16 protein-coding genes are annotated in these 13,705 nt (G+C 56.6%); 7 read left to right on the top strand and 9 right to left on the bottom strand.

The window, feature by feature from the left end:
* Nucleotides 1–25: 25 nt before the first annotated feature.
* Nucleotides 26–472: a DUF441 domain-containing protein gene (locus HX778_RS14225; protein WP_176982418.1), complete on the top strand. Its 447-nt coding sequence runs from the start codon at nt 26–28 to the stop codon at nt 470–472.
* On the opposite strand, the gene HX778_RS14220 is transcribed toward HX778_RS14225, so the two are convergent.
* Genes HX778_RS14220 through HX778_RS14205 form a run of 4 tightly spaced genes read right to left on the bottom strand, consistent with a single transcriptional unit; the run spans nt 453 to nt 3,591 of the window.
* Nucleotides 453–1,148 carry an amino acid ABC transporter permease gene (locus HX778_RS14220; RefSeq protein WP_176982384.1) on the bottom strand — a complete coding sequence of 232 codons (696 nt, stop codon included), beginning with the start codon at nt 1,146–1,148 and terminating at the stop codon, nt 453–455. The genes HX778_RS14225 and HX778_RS14220 overlap by 20 nt on opposite strands.
* Nucleotides 1,138–1,911, bottom strand: coding sequence for an amino acid ABC transporter permease (locus HX778_RS14215; protein WP_176982383.1), 774 nt, complete (start codon nt 1,909–1,911; stop codon nt 1,138–1,140). Before HX778_RS14215 ends, HX778_RS14220 begins: the two co-directional genes overlap by 11 nt.
* Nucleotides 1,908–2,732, bottom strand: coding sequence for an amino acid ABC transporter ATP-binding protein (locus HX778_RS14210; protein ID WP_176982382.1), 825 nt, complete (start codon nt 2,730–2,732; stop codon nt 1,908–1,910). Before HX778_RS14210 ends, HX778_RS14215 begins: the two co-directional genes overlap by 4 nt.
* A gap of 1 nt (nt 2,733) precedes the next feature.
* Complete coding sequence (locus HX778_RS14205; RefSeq protein ID WP_038473483.1) at nt 2,734–3,591, bottom strand: ABC transporter substrate-binding protein; 858 nt, start codon at nt 3,589–3,591, stop codon at nt 2,734–2,736.
* A 293-nt stretch (nt 3,592–3,884) separates the two neighbouring features.
* On the opposite strand from HX778_RS14205, the gene HX778_RS14200 reads away from it, so the two are divergent.
* Nucleotides 3,885–5,420, top strand: a complete 1,536-nt coding sequence (locus HX778_RS14200) for a methyl-accepting chemotaxis protein (RefSeq protein WP_176982381.1) — start codon at nt 3,885–3,887, stop codon at nt 5,418–5,420.
* Here the strand turns inward: HX778_RS14200 and HX778_RS14195 are convergent.
* On the bottom strand, nt 5,410–6,210 hold the full coding sequence (locus tag HX778_RS14195) for a helix-turn-helix domain-containing protein (RefSeq protein ID WP_176982380.1): 801 nt from the start codon (nt 6,208–6,210) through the stop codon (nt 5,410–5,412). The genes HX778_RS14200 and HX778_RS14195 overlap by 11 nt on opposite strands.
* A gap of 98 nt (nt 6,211–6,308) precedes the next feature.
* Between HX778_RS14195 and HX778_RS14190 the strand changes: the two genes are divergently transcribed.
* Nucleotides 6,309–7,511: an MFS transporter gene (locus HX778_RS14190; RefSeq protein WP_038473489.1), complete on the top strand. Its 1,203-nt coding sequence runs from the start codon at nt 6,309–6,311 to the stop codon at nt 7,509–7,511.
* A gap of 23 nt (nt 7,512–7,534) precedes the next feature.
* On the top strand, nt 7,535–8,275 hold the full coding sequence (locus tag HX778_RS14185) for a bifunctional 2-polyprenyl-6-hydroxyphenol methylase/3-demethylubiquinol 3-O-methyltransferase UbiG (protein WP_038473492.1): 741 nt from the start codon (nt 7,535–7,537) through the stop codon (nt 8,273–8,275).
* 133 nt (nt 8,276–8,408) lie between these two features.
* On the opposite strand, the gene HX778_RS14180 is transcribed toward HX778_RS14185, so the two are convergent.
* Nucleotides 8,409–9,116: a CTP synthase gene (locus HX778_RS14180; protein WP_176982379.1), complete on the bottom strand. Its 708-nt coding sequence runs from the start codon at nt 9,114–9,116 to the stop codon at nt 8,409–8,411.
* Nucleotides 9,117–9,279: 163 nt separating this feature from the next.
* Between HX778_RS14180 and HX778_RS14175 the strand changes: the two genes are divergently transcribed.
* Nucleotides 9,280–9,783, top strand: a complete 504-nt coding sequence (locus HX778_RS14175; protein ID WP_176982378.1) for a DUF523 domain-containing protein — start codon at nt 9,280–9,282, stop codon at nt 9,781–9,783.
* On the top strand, nt 9,780–10,130 hold the full coding sequence (locus tag HX778_RS14170; protein ID WP_038473500.1) for a DUF488 domain-containing protein: 351 nt from the start codon (nt 9,780–9,782) through the stop codon (nt 10,128–10,130). The genes HX778_RS14175 and HX778_RS14170 overlap by 4 nt, the downstream gene beginning before the upstream one ends.
* Here the strand turns inward: HX778_RS14170 and HX778_RS14165 are convergent.
* Both HX778_RS14165 and HX778_RS14160 read right to left on the bottom strand, forming a co-directional pair.
* Complete coding sequence (locus tag HX778_RS14165; protein ID WP_038473502.1) at nt 10,127–10,432, bottom strand: hypothetical protein; 306 nt, start codon at nt 10,430–10,432, stop codon at nt 10,127–10,129. The two genes, HX778_RS14170 and HX778_RS14165, sit on opposite strands and share 4 nt — an antisense overlap.
* 94 nt (nt 10,433–10,526) lie before the next feature.
* Nucleotides 10,527–11,405: a LysR family transcriptional regulator gene (locus HX778_RS14160; protein WP_176982377.1), complete on the bottom strand. Its 879-nt coding sequence runs from the start codon at nt 11,403–11,405 to the stop codon at nt 10,527–10,529.
* Nucleotides 11,406–11,537: 132 nt separating this feature from the next.
* Between HX778_RS14160 and HX778_RS14155 the strand changes: the two genes are divergently transcribed.
* A complete protein-coding gene (locus HX778_RS14155) occupies nt 11,538–12,392 on the top strand; it encodes a Vmh family MBL fold metallo-hydrolase (protein ID WP_176982376.1) in 855 nt (284 codons plus the stop codon).
* 41 nt (nt 12,393–12,433) lie between these two features.
* On the opposite strand, the gene HX778_RS14150 is transcribed toward HX778_RS14155, so the two are convergent.
* The gene (locus HX778_RS14150; protein WP_038473507.1) at nt 12,434–13,543 is read right to left on the bottom strand and encodes an SDR family oxidoreductase; all 1,110 of its coding nucleotides are present in this window, start codon (nt 13,541–13,543) and stop codon (nt 12,434–12,436) included.
* Between the last annotated feature and the right edge of the window lie 162 nt (nt 13,544–13,705).

Below are 13,705 nucleotides of genomic sequence, written 5' to 3'. Positions count from 1 at the left end.
TCTTGTTTTGCAAGGAAATATCATGATTTTTGACCCCACGCTATTAATACTTCTGGCCCTCGCTGGATTAGGTTTTGTCAGTCACAACACCACCGTCGCCGTTTCAATCCTGGTACTGATAATTGTGCGCGTGACCCCACTTAGCACCTTCTTTCCGTGGATCGAAAAACAGGGCCTGACGGTCGGGATCATCATTCTGACCATCGGCGTGATGGCTCCCATTGCCAGCGGCACCCTGCCCGCCAGCAGCCTCATCCACTCTTTCACCCACTGGAAATCGCTGGTAGCGATCGTCGTCGGCATTGCCGTCTCGTGGCTTGGCGGGCGCGGCGTTACGCTGATGGGAAGCCAGCCTGGCCTGGTGGGCGGCCTGCTTGTCGGCACCGTTATTGGCGTCGCCCTGTTTCGTGGCGTGCCCGTTGGGCCGCTGATTGCTGCTGGCCTGGTTTCCCTTATTGTGGGTAAGCAATAGCCCCCTGCCGCTGCCAGCGGTGAATACGCCAGGCCAGCGCGCTGCACAGCAGGTAATACACCAGGCCGGTAAAGATAAAAATGGCCGCCGGGTAAATTTGCACCCGGCTGTTGACCTGCCCGGCCACGGTCGTCAGCTCCGGGACGTTGACGATAAACGCCAGCGAAGTATCTTTGATAAGCGAAATAAACAGCCCGGCAAACGACGGCAAAGCGTTGCGCAGCGCCTGAGGCAGCAGCACTAACCTCAGCGTTTGCCACGGCGAAAAGCCGCCAGCAATCGCGGCTTCATTTTGCCCCTTCGCCAGCGAATTCAGCGCCGCCAGCGTGGTGTACATCACCGCCGCCGAGGTAAACCAGGCCAGCGCCAGCGTTACGGTCAGCGGCCCCGGCAGGTCGCGTCCGGTCACGGCGGGCAGCAGAAAATAGAGCCAGAAAATAACAAAAATCAGCGGAATGCCGCGTATCAGGTCAGCCCAGATAAAAAGCACGCGGCGCACAATGCCGCCGTAGCGCCATGCCACACAGGCAAGCCCTAACCCAAGTACAAGCGCCAGTGCACCGGCGCCCACGGCCATAATCAGCGTTAACAGCACCCCGCCCGGTTCGCCCTGGGCCATTCTCCCCCACAGCAAATAGTCGAGGTTATCCGTAATCACCGTAACGTTAGCTATCATGCTGCGCCTCCTGCCTCATCCCCGCAGGTTTTCGCTGCCCACGCCGCCCCGGAGCAAAGAGCGTAAACAGCCCGCTCATCGCCAGACCTAGCAGCAGATAAAGCACCGTACCGACGGCAAAAGCCGCCAGCGCATGCGCGTTATAGCTTTCAATCCGGCGAACCTGACTGGTGAGCTCGGCAAAGCCAATGCCCGTTGCCAGCGAGGAGAGCTTCATTAGATTGAGATACTGCCCGACCACCGGCTGCCAGGCGTTAACCACCCCCTGCGGCAATAACACGCTGCGGAAAAGCTGCCAGTCGGAAAAGCCCTGAGAAAGCGCCGCTTCGGTTTGCCCTTTCGGCACCGCCTGCAGCCCGCTGCGAATCTCTTCGACTAAAAAGGCCGAGGTGAACAACCCCAGCCCCCACGCCGCACAAAGAAACTCCGGCGTAAGCCACCAGACACCGCCGGGTAGCTGCGACCAGCTGTGATCGTCGTTAATAAACCCGCGCCAGCTTTGCGGGAGCGCGTTCCAGGCAGCGAAATACCAGAACAACAGTTGCACCAGCAAAGGCGTATTGCGAAAAACTGAGACCCAGCTTGCGGTGATGTAACGCCCCGCCCGGCCACCGGCAAGCCGCAGCCCCAGCAGCAGCACGGCAAACAGCGTGGCGATAATTATCCCGGCAAGCGTCACCCACGCGGTTGTGAGTAAACCGGAGATAAGCCATGCACGCGGGGCACCTGTCAGCACGCCCGCCCAGTCAAAATAGCTGTTCATGGCTCGTCCCTGGCGTCGGCATGCAGCGGGTCGAGCACCTTTTGCAGAAAACGGCGCGCGCGCGGATGCTGCGGCGAGCGGAAAAACTGCTCCGGCGGGGCCTGTTCGAGAATGGCCCCGCCGTCAATAAACACCACGCGATCGGCTATTTCACGCGCGAACTGCATCTCATGCGTCACCACAATCATGGTAATACCGCTGTGGGCGAGATCCTTCATCACCTGCAGAACTTCGCCGATCATCTCCGGGTCGAGCGCCGAGGTCGGCTCATCAAACAGGATTATTTGCGGTGAAGATGCCAGCGCCCTGGCAATGGCGACGCGCTGCTGCTGCCCGCCGGAAAGCTGCGCCGGATAATGCTGCGCTTTTTCAGCCAGGCCAACCCGAGCCAGAAGCGCCAGAGCCTGCTGATGTGCTTCCTCACGCTTCCAGCCGTGAACGTGGGTTAGCGACAGCGTAATGTTTTGCTCGGCCGTCAGATGGGCGTAAAGGTTGAACTGCTGGAAAACAAAACCGATCCGGCTTCGCAGGCGGCGAAGTGCGTTGCTGCTTAACCGTCGGGTGGGTTTCCCGTCGATATAAATATCGCCGTCGCTGAGGGTTTCGAGCTGGTTGATTAACCTTATTAACGTAGACTTACCCGAACCGGAGGGGCCGCAAATCGCCACCACTTCCCCGGCCGGGATAGTCAGGTCGATGTCGTGCAGGACGGAAGTATCAGCGTAGCTTTTGCTCGCTTTGCGAAATTCCACGCTGGCGGACTGCAGATGCAAAAAATCCGCAGCCGAAGCTGCGGACAAATGAGGCGGTCTTTTAAACATATTATTTGGCTACAATTTTAAAGCTGCGCGGCTGCGGGGTTTTGCTCTCAGGGCCAAACCAGGCGTTATAAATTTGCTCCGCCTGGCCGTTTTGCTCCAGCTTCACCAGCTCGTCGTTAACCGCTTTCAAAAGGGAAGCCTCCCCTTTTTTCACGCCAACGCCAATCTCTTCCTTACTCAACAAGTCCGGCAGGATTTTAAACTTCGCCTTATCCGGCGCTTCGGCCAGCAGCCCGGCAAGAATAGTGCTGTCCTGGGTGATAGCCTGGACGTTACCGTTGCGCAGCGCGGTAAAGGCCAGCGGAATATCATCATAAGAAAGCACTCGAATTGACGGGAAACGCTGCACCAGCGCCTGTTCTCCGGTGGTGCCTTTTACCGCACCCACGCGTCCTTTCGCGTAGTCATCAAGCTTATCCGGCCCGGAAGCCGGGACCAGGAACTGCTGCCCGGTCACAAAATACGGGGTAGAGAAATCCACCACCTGGGCACGTTCCGGCGTAATGGTGATGTCCGCGACGATTAAATCGACCTTCCCGGACTGCAGCAGCGGAATGCGGTTCGCCGGGTTGGTCGCCACCAGCTCAAGCTTAACGCCTAATGATTTTGCCAGCGCTTTCGCGAAATCAACGTCATAGCCCACGATATCGTGCGTTTTAGCATCTATGGAGCCAAAAGGTGGATTAGCGTCAAAAGTGGCAACTTTAACGACTCCGGCTTTTTGAATATCCGCCAGCTGGTCTGCGTGAACCACGGCGGAGGTCAGGCCGGACAGGGCCAGAACCAAAGCGGAGAGCGTTAATTTACGCTGCGTTATACTGTGTGAAGCTGTGTGCGTGAAAGCCTTTACCTGTGCCATTGATTTTCCTTGTTATCCCGTCTGTGAGCGAGCTATGTCCTTACGCTCGCACAAGCGCCGTCACCTCGCCAATGCTTAATCCTGCATTGCATATGCAGAAAACATATTAGTTAAAACAGGGTTAAATCTTTTACTTATAGATTTAAAAAATAATTAAGTTAAGTGATTATTTTAAAAATAAAAAATGCCCCGTTTCAGGCATAAATTTGTGACTGAGGCGGTAGTTTTCAGATCCGGTGGAAAAGTTCCCCTCCCTCTCGCCGATAAGCTTTTCAAATAATAGGAGAGGCAAAATGAAATCACTGGCTCACAATTTGTTGCTATTAATTTGCTGTTCGATTTTGATGTCCGCCCTGGTCACCGCCATTTCACTCTACGGCAGCCACCGAAGTGCCCAAAGTACCGAAAGCGGCCTGCTGGCAAAGGATTTGATGTCTGACATCAAGCCCGCGCCGGTTTACCTGATTGAGCTGCGCCTGGTGCTCTCTCGCGTGGTAGAAGGCACGCTCAGCGTCGACCAGGCCGATGCGGAGATCAAACGCCTGAGCACGCAATGGCACCAGCGTGTCGATTACTGGAAAAGCACTCTGCCACCAGAACTTCAGGCCAACCTGCTCGGAGAACAGTACAAGGCGGGCATGGCGATGATTAAAGATGCCAATGACCTGGTCGAGCTTATCCGCTCGGGCGCGCCGACCCCGCTGTTTGAAAAGCTGAAAGCGGCCGATAAAGACTTCTTCGCCCATCAGAAAGGCATTGAATCCTTTGTCAAAGCTTCCGCAGAGTATGCCGATAACGCGGTCGAAAAAGCGCAGCACAGCAGCGCCAACTCGACGCAATGGCAGCTGATTGGCTCAGGCGCCGCCGTTTTACTGCTGCTGGTTGTCGGCTGGTGGGTACACCGCACCATTTTCCGTTCCCTCGGTGGAGAACCGAGCGAAGTGGCCGAAATTGCCAACGCCGTAGCCTGCGGGGATCTCACCTGCGAAGTAAAAGTCCGCGACGGCGACAGAACCAGCGTGATGGCGGCGATGGAAACCATGTGCCAGCAGTTAACCATGGTCATCCACCTGGTTCACGAGAGCAGCAATCAGATCTCCAGCCGCTCCAGCGAAATCGCCAGCGGCAATATTGACCTCGCCTCCCGCACCGAAGAGCAGGCCAGCGCGCTGGAGCAAACGGCTTCATCAATGGAAGAGATGACCGCCACGGTTAAGCAGAACGCCGAAAATGCCCAGAGCGCCAGCCAGCTGGCTAATACCGCCTCAAGAAGCGCGGAACAAGGCGGCGCGGTTGTGGCGCAGGTAGTAGAAACCATGGACGGCATTTCAAGCTCGGCCAACAAGATAACCGACATTATTGGCGTCATCGACAGCATCGCCTTCCAGACCAACATCCTGGCGCTGAACGCGGCGGTGGAAGCCGCCAGAGCAGGTGACCAGGGACGCGGTTTTGCAGTCGTTGCAGGCGAGGTTCGTAGCCTCGCCCAGCGTAGCGCCAGCGCGGCCAAAGAGATCAAAGGCCTGATTGAAGATTCGGTGAATCAGGTAGCCAGCGGCAGTAAACTAGTCAACGAGGCGGGCAAAACCATCAATACCGTGGTGCAGGACGTGAAACGCGTGGCGGCCCTGATGGTCGAAATCACCCACGCCAGCGACGAGCAAAGCAGCGGCATTGAGCAGGTAAGCACCGCCATCAGCCAGATGGATGTCACCACCCAGCAAAACGCGGCGATGGTGAATCAGGCTTCAGAAGCCGCCGAGTCGCTATTGGCACAAACCTACGAACTGAATACAGCTGTTTCCCAGTTTAAGCTGGCTAGTCTGTAAAATCGTCGCCGGCCAGGGTGCTCAGATAGCGCCCTGGCGTGGTGCCGAGCGCCTTTTTAAACATGGTGATAAACGCCGTGGTGGAGTCATAGCCCAGCGACTCCGCCACGTTTTGCACCGTCATTCCGCCAATTAACAGGCGCAGGGCAACGATAAGCTGCATCTGCTGCCGCCAGCGTAAAAAACTCAGCCCCGTCTCTTTCACCACCAGCCTCGCGAGGTTGCGCTCGCTCATCGCCATGTCCCCGGCCCACTGCGCAAGCGTCTTTTTCTCCTTCATATCCTTCGCCATGCTGTCCGCCATCGCGCGGATTTTCGGGTGCGAAGAAATCGGCAGCTGCAGCTGCTCGACCGGCTGATGAGGGAGTTCATCGAACAGCACCTGAACCAGACGCTGAATAGCCGCGCAGCCGAGATTTTCGTGAGGAACGTTGGACAGGCGCAGGATAAGCTCCCGCACCAGCGGGGAAATTTTCAGCGCGCAGCACTCCTGCGGCATCTTAACCGCGTCCGGCTCAATAAATAAAAAACACAGCCGCGCGTCCGCCGTTACCCGGTTGCTGTGCGGCATTTGCCCCGGTACCCAAACCGCATACTGCGGCGGCACCATCCACATTGAGTTGGTCACTTCGCTGGTAATGCCGCCGTGCAGCGCCAGAATAAGCTGCCCTTTGCGGTGGGTATGGATGGGCTTTTCGTCATAGGTTTGCGCGGCGCGAATGCGAAAGGCCAGCGCGGGCGTCACGATGCTGTCCGGGTCAAAGCCTTCGAGATCCAGGTCACGTTCCATAGCATGTCCGAATTTAGCGATAATCTGTCATTTTAGCTTGATTCGTAAAAAGGCAGAAGCGTGTATCTTTGCCTTACCGTTTTTCAGGACACAGACATATGACCTCCACGACTTCAGCGAGCAAGAAGAGCCGCATTCTGCTTCTGCTCGGCATTCTGATGATTGCCACCACCCTGCGCGTAACCTTTACCGGTGCAGCACCTCTGCTGGACATGGTGCGAGATGCACTTTCGCTGTCCACCGCGCAAATTGGTATTCTGACCACTCTGCCCCTGCTGGCCTTTGCGGTTGTTTCCCCGCTTGCCGCCGGGATTGCCCGCCGCTTCGGCACCGAGCGCAGCCTGTTTGGTGCGTTGCTGATCATCTGCGCCGGTATCGCTTTGCGTTCCGCCGGCCACGCCGCGTTTCTGTATATCGGCACGGCCATCATCGGCTGCGGGATAGCGATGGGCAACGTGCTGCTGCCCAGCCTGCTTAAGCGTGACTTCCCCGGCCAGGTCGCCAAACTCACCGGCGCCTATTCGCTGACGATGGGCGTTGCCGCCGCGCTGGGCTCGGTGATGGTGGTACCGATTGCCCTGCACGGTTTTGGCTGGTCCGGCGCGATGCTGTCGCTGATGGTTTTCCCGCTGCTGGCGCTGATTGTCTGGCTGCCTCAGTTGGGCAGCAGTACCGTGATGAACCTTTCCGGCAACCCCGCGCTGCACAGCCGCGGCATCTGGTCCTCGCCGCTGGCCTGGCAGGTTACGCTGTATCTGGGCATTAACTCGCTGGTGTATTACGTGATTATCGGCTGGCTGCCTTCAATTCTGATCAGCCACGGCTATAACGAAGCCGAAGCCGGGTCGATACACGGGATCCTGCAGCTCGCCACCGCCATTCCGGGGCTGTTTGTCGGCCTGATCCTCAGCCGCCTGAAAGACCAGCGCGGGATTGCCGCCCTGATGGCGCTGCTTTGGTGTATGGCGACGCTCGGCCTGTGGCTGCTGCCGGCCTTCTCTATCTTCTGGGTGTCGCTGGGCGGCTTTGGCTCCGGCGCGGCGATGATCCTGGGGCTCTCGTTCATTGGTATGCGCACCGGTTCCGCGCATCAGGCGGCGGCGCTGTCCGGTATGGCGCAGTGCGTGGGCTATCTTCTTGCCGCCTTCGGCCCGCCGGTGATGGGTAAAATCCATGATGTTACGGGCAGTTGGGCGATCCCGCTGCTGGGCTGCGCGCTACTTTCGGTCGTCATGGGCGTCTTTGGGGCTTATGCTGGTCGCCAGAAAGAGATTGGCGTGGCGGAGAAAGCCCCCGCCTGAAGCGATAAACAAGGGAGGATCGAATGAAACCATCGGCACCGCAGAACATTTTTGATGACCCGGTATTCTTTGAAAATTACCGTCAGCTACGCGAGCAGGACTCAGGCCTTAACGGGCTGCTGGAAATTCCCGAGCTATATTCCCTGCTGCCTGCGCTGGATGGCCTGAAGATCCTCGACCTTGGCTGCGGCTTTGGCGACTTTGCCCGCTTCGCGCGCACGCACGGCGCGGCAAGCGTTACCGGCTTCGACATTTCAGAAAAAATGCTGGCGCAGGCGCGCGCCGCGACCCAGGACGAAAACATTCGCTACCACCACTTGCCGCTGGAGCAGTTCACGGCGTCTGAGGAATCCTCGGATCTGGCTATTTCGTCGCTGGCGCTGCACTACATCGAAGATTTTGCCCGCCTGAGCAGCAGTGTCTTTGCCGCCTTAAAACCCGGCGGGCAGTTTCTCTTTTCCGTTGAGCACCCGATGTGTACCGCTTTCCCGGTGGGCTGGCAGCCGTATAAAGAAGAGGTTATCTGGCCGGTCAACCACTACCATCAGCAAGGTCTGCGTCATACCAGCTGGTTCGTGGAGGACGTGCAGAAATATCACCGCACCACGGAAACCTATGTGAATACCCTGCTCGACAGCGGGTTTGCCCTCACCCGAATGCTCGAAACCAAGCCCACAGAGGAAACTCTGGCGCAGCATCCCCGGCTGGCAAAAGAGATGCGCCGCCCGGCCTTTTTAATTCTTCGGGCGACAAAGCCTCGTTAAAGAGAAGGCCCGCTGTGCTGATTTAAGACAGAACCGTGCCTCGCTTTATGTCCGGCGCTGACTTAACCCGCAGCTTCTTGTTTTCCCCCTCGCCCCTCTGGGGAGAGGGTTGGGGTGAGGGGCCTTTCTGGTTTTATCTCTCAGCAGCAGCGAGGAATGCCTCAACCAGCGGGGAAGGTTTACCTTTGAGCGCATTGCGTTCGGGCTGGAACAGCGTGGCCACAAAGAACGGGTGCCCCTGAAGTTCAACCGCGCGAATCTCGCCCTGTTTATCCCAGCCGGTCGGCTTCAGCGGCTCATCGGCAAGCACGGTGGCAAACAGCTCCGCGATACCGTAATTGCAGTGGTAGCCCTCTTCAATTTCCGTCTCACCATAGGCACGCCCGACAATGGAGTCGGCCAGCAGCGCGATCTTGTCTGAAACTTCCACCAGCGAACAACTGAGGCGGCCAATCACCAGGCGCCCTTCGCTGGCGGTTTCCGCGTGGCCCGCATCTTTCCACCCCAGTACGTTACGTGCATATTCAACCACCGCATACTGGAACCCGGCGCAGGTGCCCAGGAAAGGCACTCCGTTTTCACGCGCAAAGCGGATCGCAAGATAAGCCGCGTCTTCATTCAGATAAGGGCTCGACGGCACGCACCAGATAGCATCGTAGCCCACGAGATCTTCATCGCTGGTCACTTCCAGCGAGGAGAGCCAGTCATAATCCGCGCTAACGCCAAGGGTAGCAGCCGCATTATCTAACGCCTGAGGAATGGCCTGATGAGCAATCACCGCCGGGTTATAATCGCCGATAAGCGCAATACGTAAAGTGGACTTCAGCTGTGTGTCTGACATGCTTTGGTTGGCCTTATGTTTGAGGGGAGAGAACAACATAAGGAATGATAGAGTAGGCTGTTTACTCCGCGCTGACAACCGCAAAAATTGGCAGGCCTTAGCCCCTATCCGGCAAGGCAAACAATGTAGTAACGTGTTGAGTTCACTTCGTCGATAAAAAACAATGAAAGCAAAAATACTGGTTAGCGCCTGCCTGATGGGGTTCAAAGTCCGCTATAACGGCAGCGAAAAGTCGCAGACTGGCGCGGCCCTCGCCCGCCTGCAGGATGAAGGCCGCCTGGTTATCCACTGCCCTGAACTCGCGGCCGGGCTTCCAACGCCGCGTCTTCCCGCAGAGCTTAGCGGAGGCGACGGTGAAGCCGCATTTCTCGGCTGTGCCGCCATTCTGGAAAGCGACGGCAAAGACGTCACCGAACCTTATCTTCTTGCCGCCTGGCTCGCGCTGCAAACCGCCAGGGAGAATAACTGTCGCTTTGCTATTCTTACCGACGGCAGCCCGACCTGCGGCAGCCAGAAAATCTACGATGGCCGCTTTGCAGGCAAAACGATACCGGGTCAGGGGGTAGCGGCAGCGCTGTTGCGCCAGCACGGCATAGAAGTCTTTGCCGAGCATCAGATCCCGCTGTTGCTGAGCAGGCTGGAGGAAGTCGATAAGGAGCAGGTATGATCCGCTGTAAACGAGTTTATGAAGCCCCCGATAAGGATGACGGCTACCGGGTGCTGGTTGACAGGCTTTGGCCGCGCGGGATGAAAAAAAGCGACCTGCGCTACGACGAATGGCCGAAGGCACTGGCGCCCTCAAATGAGCTGCGTAAAGCCTTTCACGGCGAAACAATCGATTTCGCCGCCTTCAGCGAGAGCTACAGGCAAGAGCTTGCACAGAATCTGGACGCCGCCAGAACGCTTGCCCGACACGGTGATGACGGCACCCTGACGCTGCTATACGGCTCAAAAAATACCAACCAGAACCATGCGCTGGTGCTGGCTGACTTTTTACGCCACTGCCGGGATTAATAGCTGAGGTGCAGCTCGTCTTCCTGCGGGGAAAAATCTTTATCCAGCGGCATTAAATGCTCGGCGCGCACAAATGCGTAGCCCTGCCGGCCGTCAAAGGCGATAACTTCGCCGGTCACCAGCCACAGCGGGTAGTTAGCCTCCAGCGGGAGCTGCGTCACCACGCCCGTCACCGGGTTAACAAAACGCTCGCCCGGTTGGCACAGACCAAACAGCTCGACCGCCTTACCAATATTCACCCGCCCGGCTGCGGTACGGGCGCCGATGACCATCGCCAGGCTGCCCGGTTTTAATTGAAACATCTCTGCTCCCCTCACTTTTTTTGCCGCGAGATCAGAGCATTCCTGGCACAAAAAGTAAACGGTATAACCGCCAGATACTGAGATTTTTCTTAATTTATTTCGCGAGCCTTTTCGCCAGCGCCGCCAGAAAAAGCCTCAGCGCGGCGGGAAGATAGCTCCGGCTGCGATAAATGCCGTAAATCCCCATCGACCGGGGGGGATAATCCTCGAGCACTTTAACCAGATCCCCGCGTTCAAACCGCGACTTCGCATCCTCTACCGGCAGCATGGCAATCCCTACGCCGTCCGCTACCGCATCCATCAGCACCACCGAATCATTAGCGCTAAAGTTACCGCCAACCTCCACGTTTAGCGGCTCGTCCTGCTCATCCACCATTTGCCAGATGTTACGCAGAAAATAGCTGTACTGCAGGCAGTTATGGTGTTCGAGGTCGACCGGCGAGCGCGGCATCCCCCGCTTCTCGATATAAGCAGGAGAAGCGTAGAGCATGGAGTCACACTCTCCTAACCGGCGGGCAATAATATTCGGGTCGAGATCGTTAGTGATGCGAATGGCCAGATCGATGCGCTCTTCAATCATGTTCACCGCCTGGCTGCTGACGTGCAGCTCAACCCGGAGGTCCGGGTATTCACGCAGGAAGTCGGATAAAAAAGGCACGATGTAATAGCGGGCGCCAAACTGTGAACAGGCTACGCGTAGGGTGCCGGAGGGCAAATCCTGCTGATTCTGAGCGGTTATGCTTTCTGCTACCTCATTGAGCGCCCGGGTCTGCTGCAGCACCCGCTCGCCGGTCGGCGTTAACGTTAGCTTACGTGAGGAACGATGCAGCAGGCGCTCTCCGGCCCAGTGTTCCATTTGCTCCAGGTAACGGCTGACCATCGGGCGGGACATATTCAGCGCCCGCGCCGCAGCGCTCAGGCTGCCCAGCTCACAAATGCGTATATAGACTTTCGCCGCGATGATTCTGTCCATTTCTTCGCCCATCTGCTCGATTTATGAAATTCATCTTACCTTAATAAAGCCATTACGATTCACAAAATGCAATTTACACTGATTCTCATTCCCAAACGGGCTTATTCATTCAGTTGATCAGGATAGAAAAAGATGAAGACACATACCCTGGCTGCGGCCACCGCCACCCTTTTGTTCAGCAGCGCCAGCTTTGCAGCCCCACTGACGCTCGACGTCTACAACCCGCAGGACAAAGGCGTATTCCCGGTCACCTCTACGTTGATTAGCGGCCCGACGGAAGCCACGCTCGTTGATGCACAGTTCAGCGTCAAAGATGGCGAGGAGCTGGTGAAGATTATCCAGCACAGCGGAAAAAAGCTGACCCGCATTCTCATCACCGCCGGTGACCCGGACTATTACTTCGGCCTGGAGCCGATTGTTAAGGCGTATCCGCAGGTAAAAATTGAGGCCACGCCGCTGGTCGTCGACCATATCAACAAAACCAAAGCAGAGAAGATCAAATACTGGGGCCCGATTCTGAAAGATGGCGCGCCAAAGGAAGTCTTCGTGCCTCAGGTTACGCACGACACCACTTTCACCGTAGATGGTGAAAAAATTGAGCTGCGCCAGCCGGCTTCACACGCGGCGTATTTGTGGATCCCGGCCAATAAAACGATCCTCGGCGGCGTAGGCGTCAGTTCAGGGATTCATATCTGGACGGCCGATTCCCAGACCAAAGCCGCGCGCCAGGAATGGCGTGATGTGTTGGATGAAATGGCTGCGCTCAAGCCACAGCGCGTGATCCCTGGGCACTACATCGGAGAAGTTAAGCCAGGCGCGGCGCCGGTGGTCTTCACCGGCGACTATTTAGCCGACTTCGAGCTGGCGCTGAAAAAAGGGAAAAGTGCCCCGGTCATTGCCGAGATGAAGCAAAAGTATCCGGGCCTTGCCGATGAAAGCTCTCTGGAAATGAGCGCCAAAGTGAATACCGGCGAAATGAAATGGTGATCCGCTAAACGTGAAAAAGGGAGCCTAAGCTCCCTTTTTTGTTATTTGAAGTCGACCTTCATCAGCTCCGGAATTGAATAATCCCGGGTGGTTTCCACGCAGCGGCTGATGTAATCCACAAAGCGCGGCGGCGGCGACATGCCTAAATCTAACAGCTTCTCGTTAGAGAAGCGGACGTTCAGCATGGAGAACTCTCCGTACAGGCGCATCGCACGCAGCATCAGGCGTTCATTGCACGGCCCGTAAATAGACTTAAAGCTGCGGCGGCTCTTCACCAGCTCGCTGTAATCCACCTGCTCGTAATTGGAGAAGATAGGCGTCTGGTTCAGCGCGCTGGACATCGCTTCGTCGATATCAGCAAAGCGGATGCTGCTCACGTCCCCGGCAGAGATGTGGTAGATCTTCTCTTTCAGCGAGTCGCTCTTCGCCAGCAGCAGCAGCGCTTCGGCGCAGTAATCCACCGGAATAACGTCGATTTTGTCATCGAGCGAGCACATGAATTTCCCGAGCATCAGCACCATGCGGAAGACCCAGAAAATGCTGCTCGACGGGCGGCAGCCCTGCTCGCTATGGCCCACCACGATAGACGGACGAGCGATAACCAGCGGCAGCTGCGGGAACTGCTCGGACATCATGCGTTCGATGGTCGATTTGGACCAGGTGTACTGCACCAGGTGCTCTTCTTCCGGCTTGCTGGACATGCTTTCCGTCACCAGGGTACCCGCATCCGGCACGCAGGACATCGCGGTGCCCACGTGCAGGAAACGCTGCAGGCCTTTGACCTGAGACATGCGGCGCGCAAACTGCAGGGTTCCCTCAACGTTTACCTTCCAGATCAGCGCATTCTCGCCAAACGACGCAACCGCGGCACAGTTAATCACGTGCGTAACGCCGGAGATTCTTTCGTCATCGAGAAAATGTTCAGGCTCGGCTAAATCACCCAGCAATATATTTTCCGGATTAATTTGGGCTATCTGTGCATCAGTACAGCCAAAATTAGCAAGGTTATTTCTGATTCTGGCCACGCCCTCCTGAGGAGAGTTCGCTCGCACCAATAACAATACGGAACTAAAAGAGGATTCGGAAAGGGCTCGAGCTAATACCGCGCCGCCCAGGAAACCTGTCGCACCGGTAATCAAAAGATGATTCATTATTATAACCTCAGGAGTGAAAACACGAGCATAGTAAAAGGGTAAGAATAAACGCTTCCTCAATAAAGCGGATTACCCATACATAATGCCCAGCACTTTCGTGTAACGGTTTGTACATCCTTGTTTTGCAAGTAGAATGATTAATCGGGAATTAATTTCAAA

This window comes from Cedecea sp. P7760 (assembly GCF_013386425.1).
GTDB lineage: Bacteria > Pseudomonadota > Gammaproteobacteria > Enterobacterales > Enterobacteriaceae > Cedecea > Cedecea selenatireducens.
The sequence above is the reverse complement of the archived record's forward strand: the minus strand, read 5'-3'. Positions and strand labels throughout refer to the sequence as shown.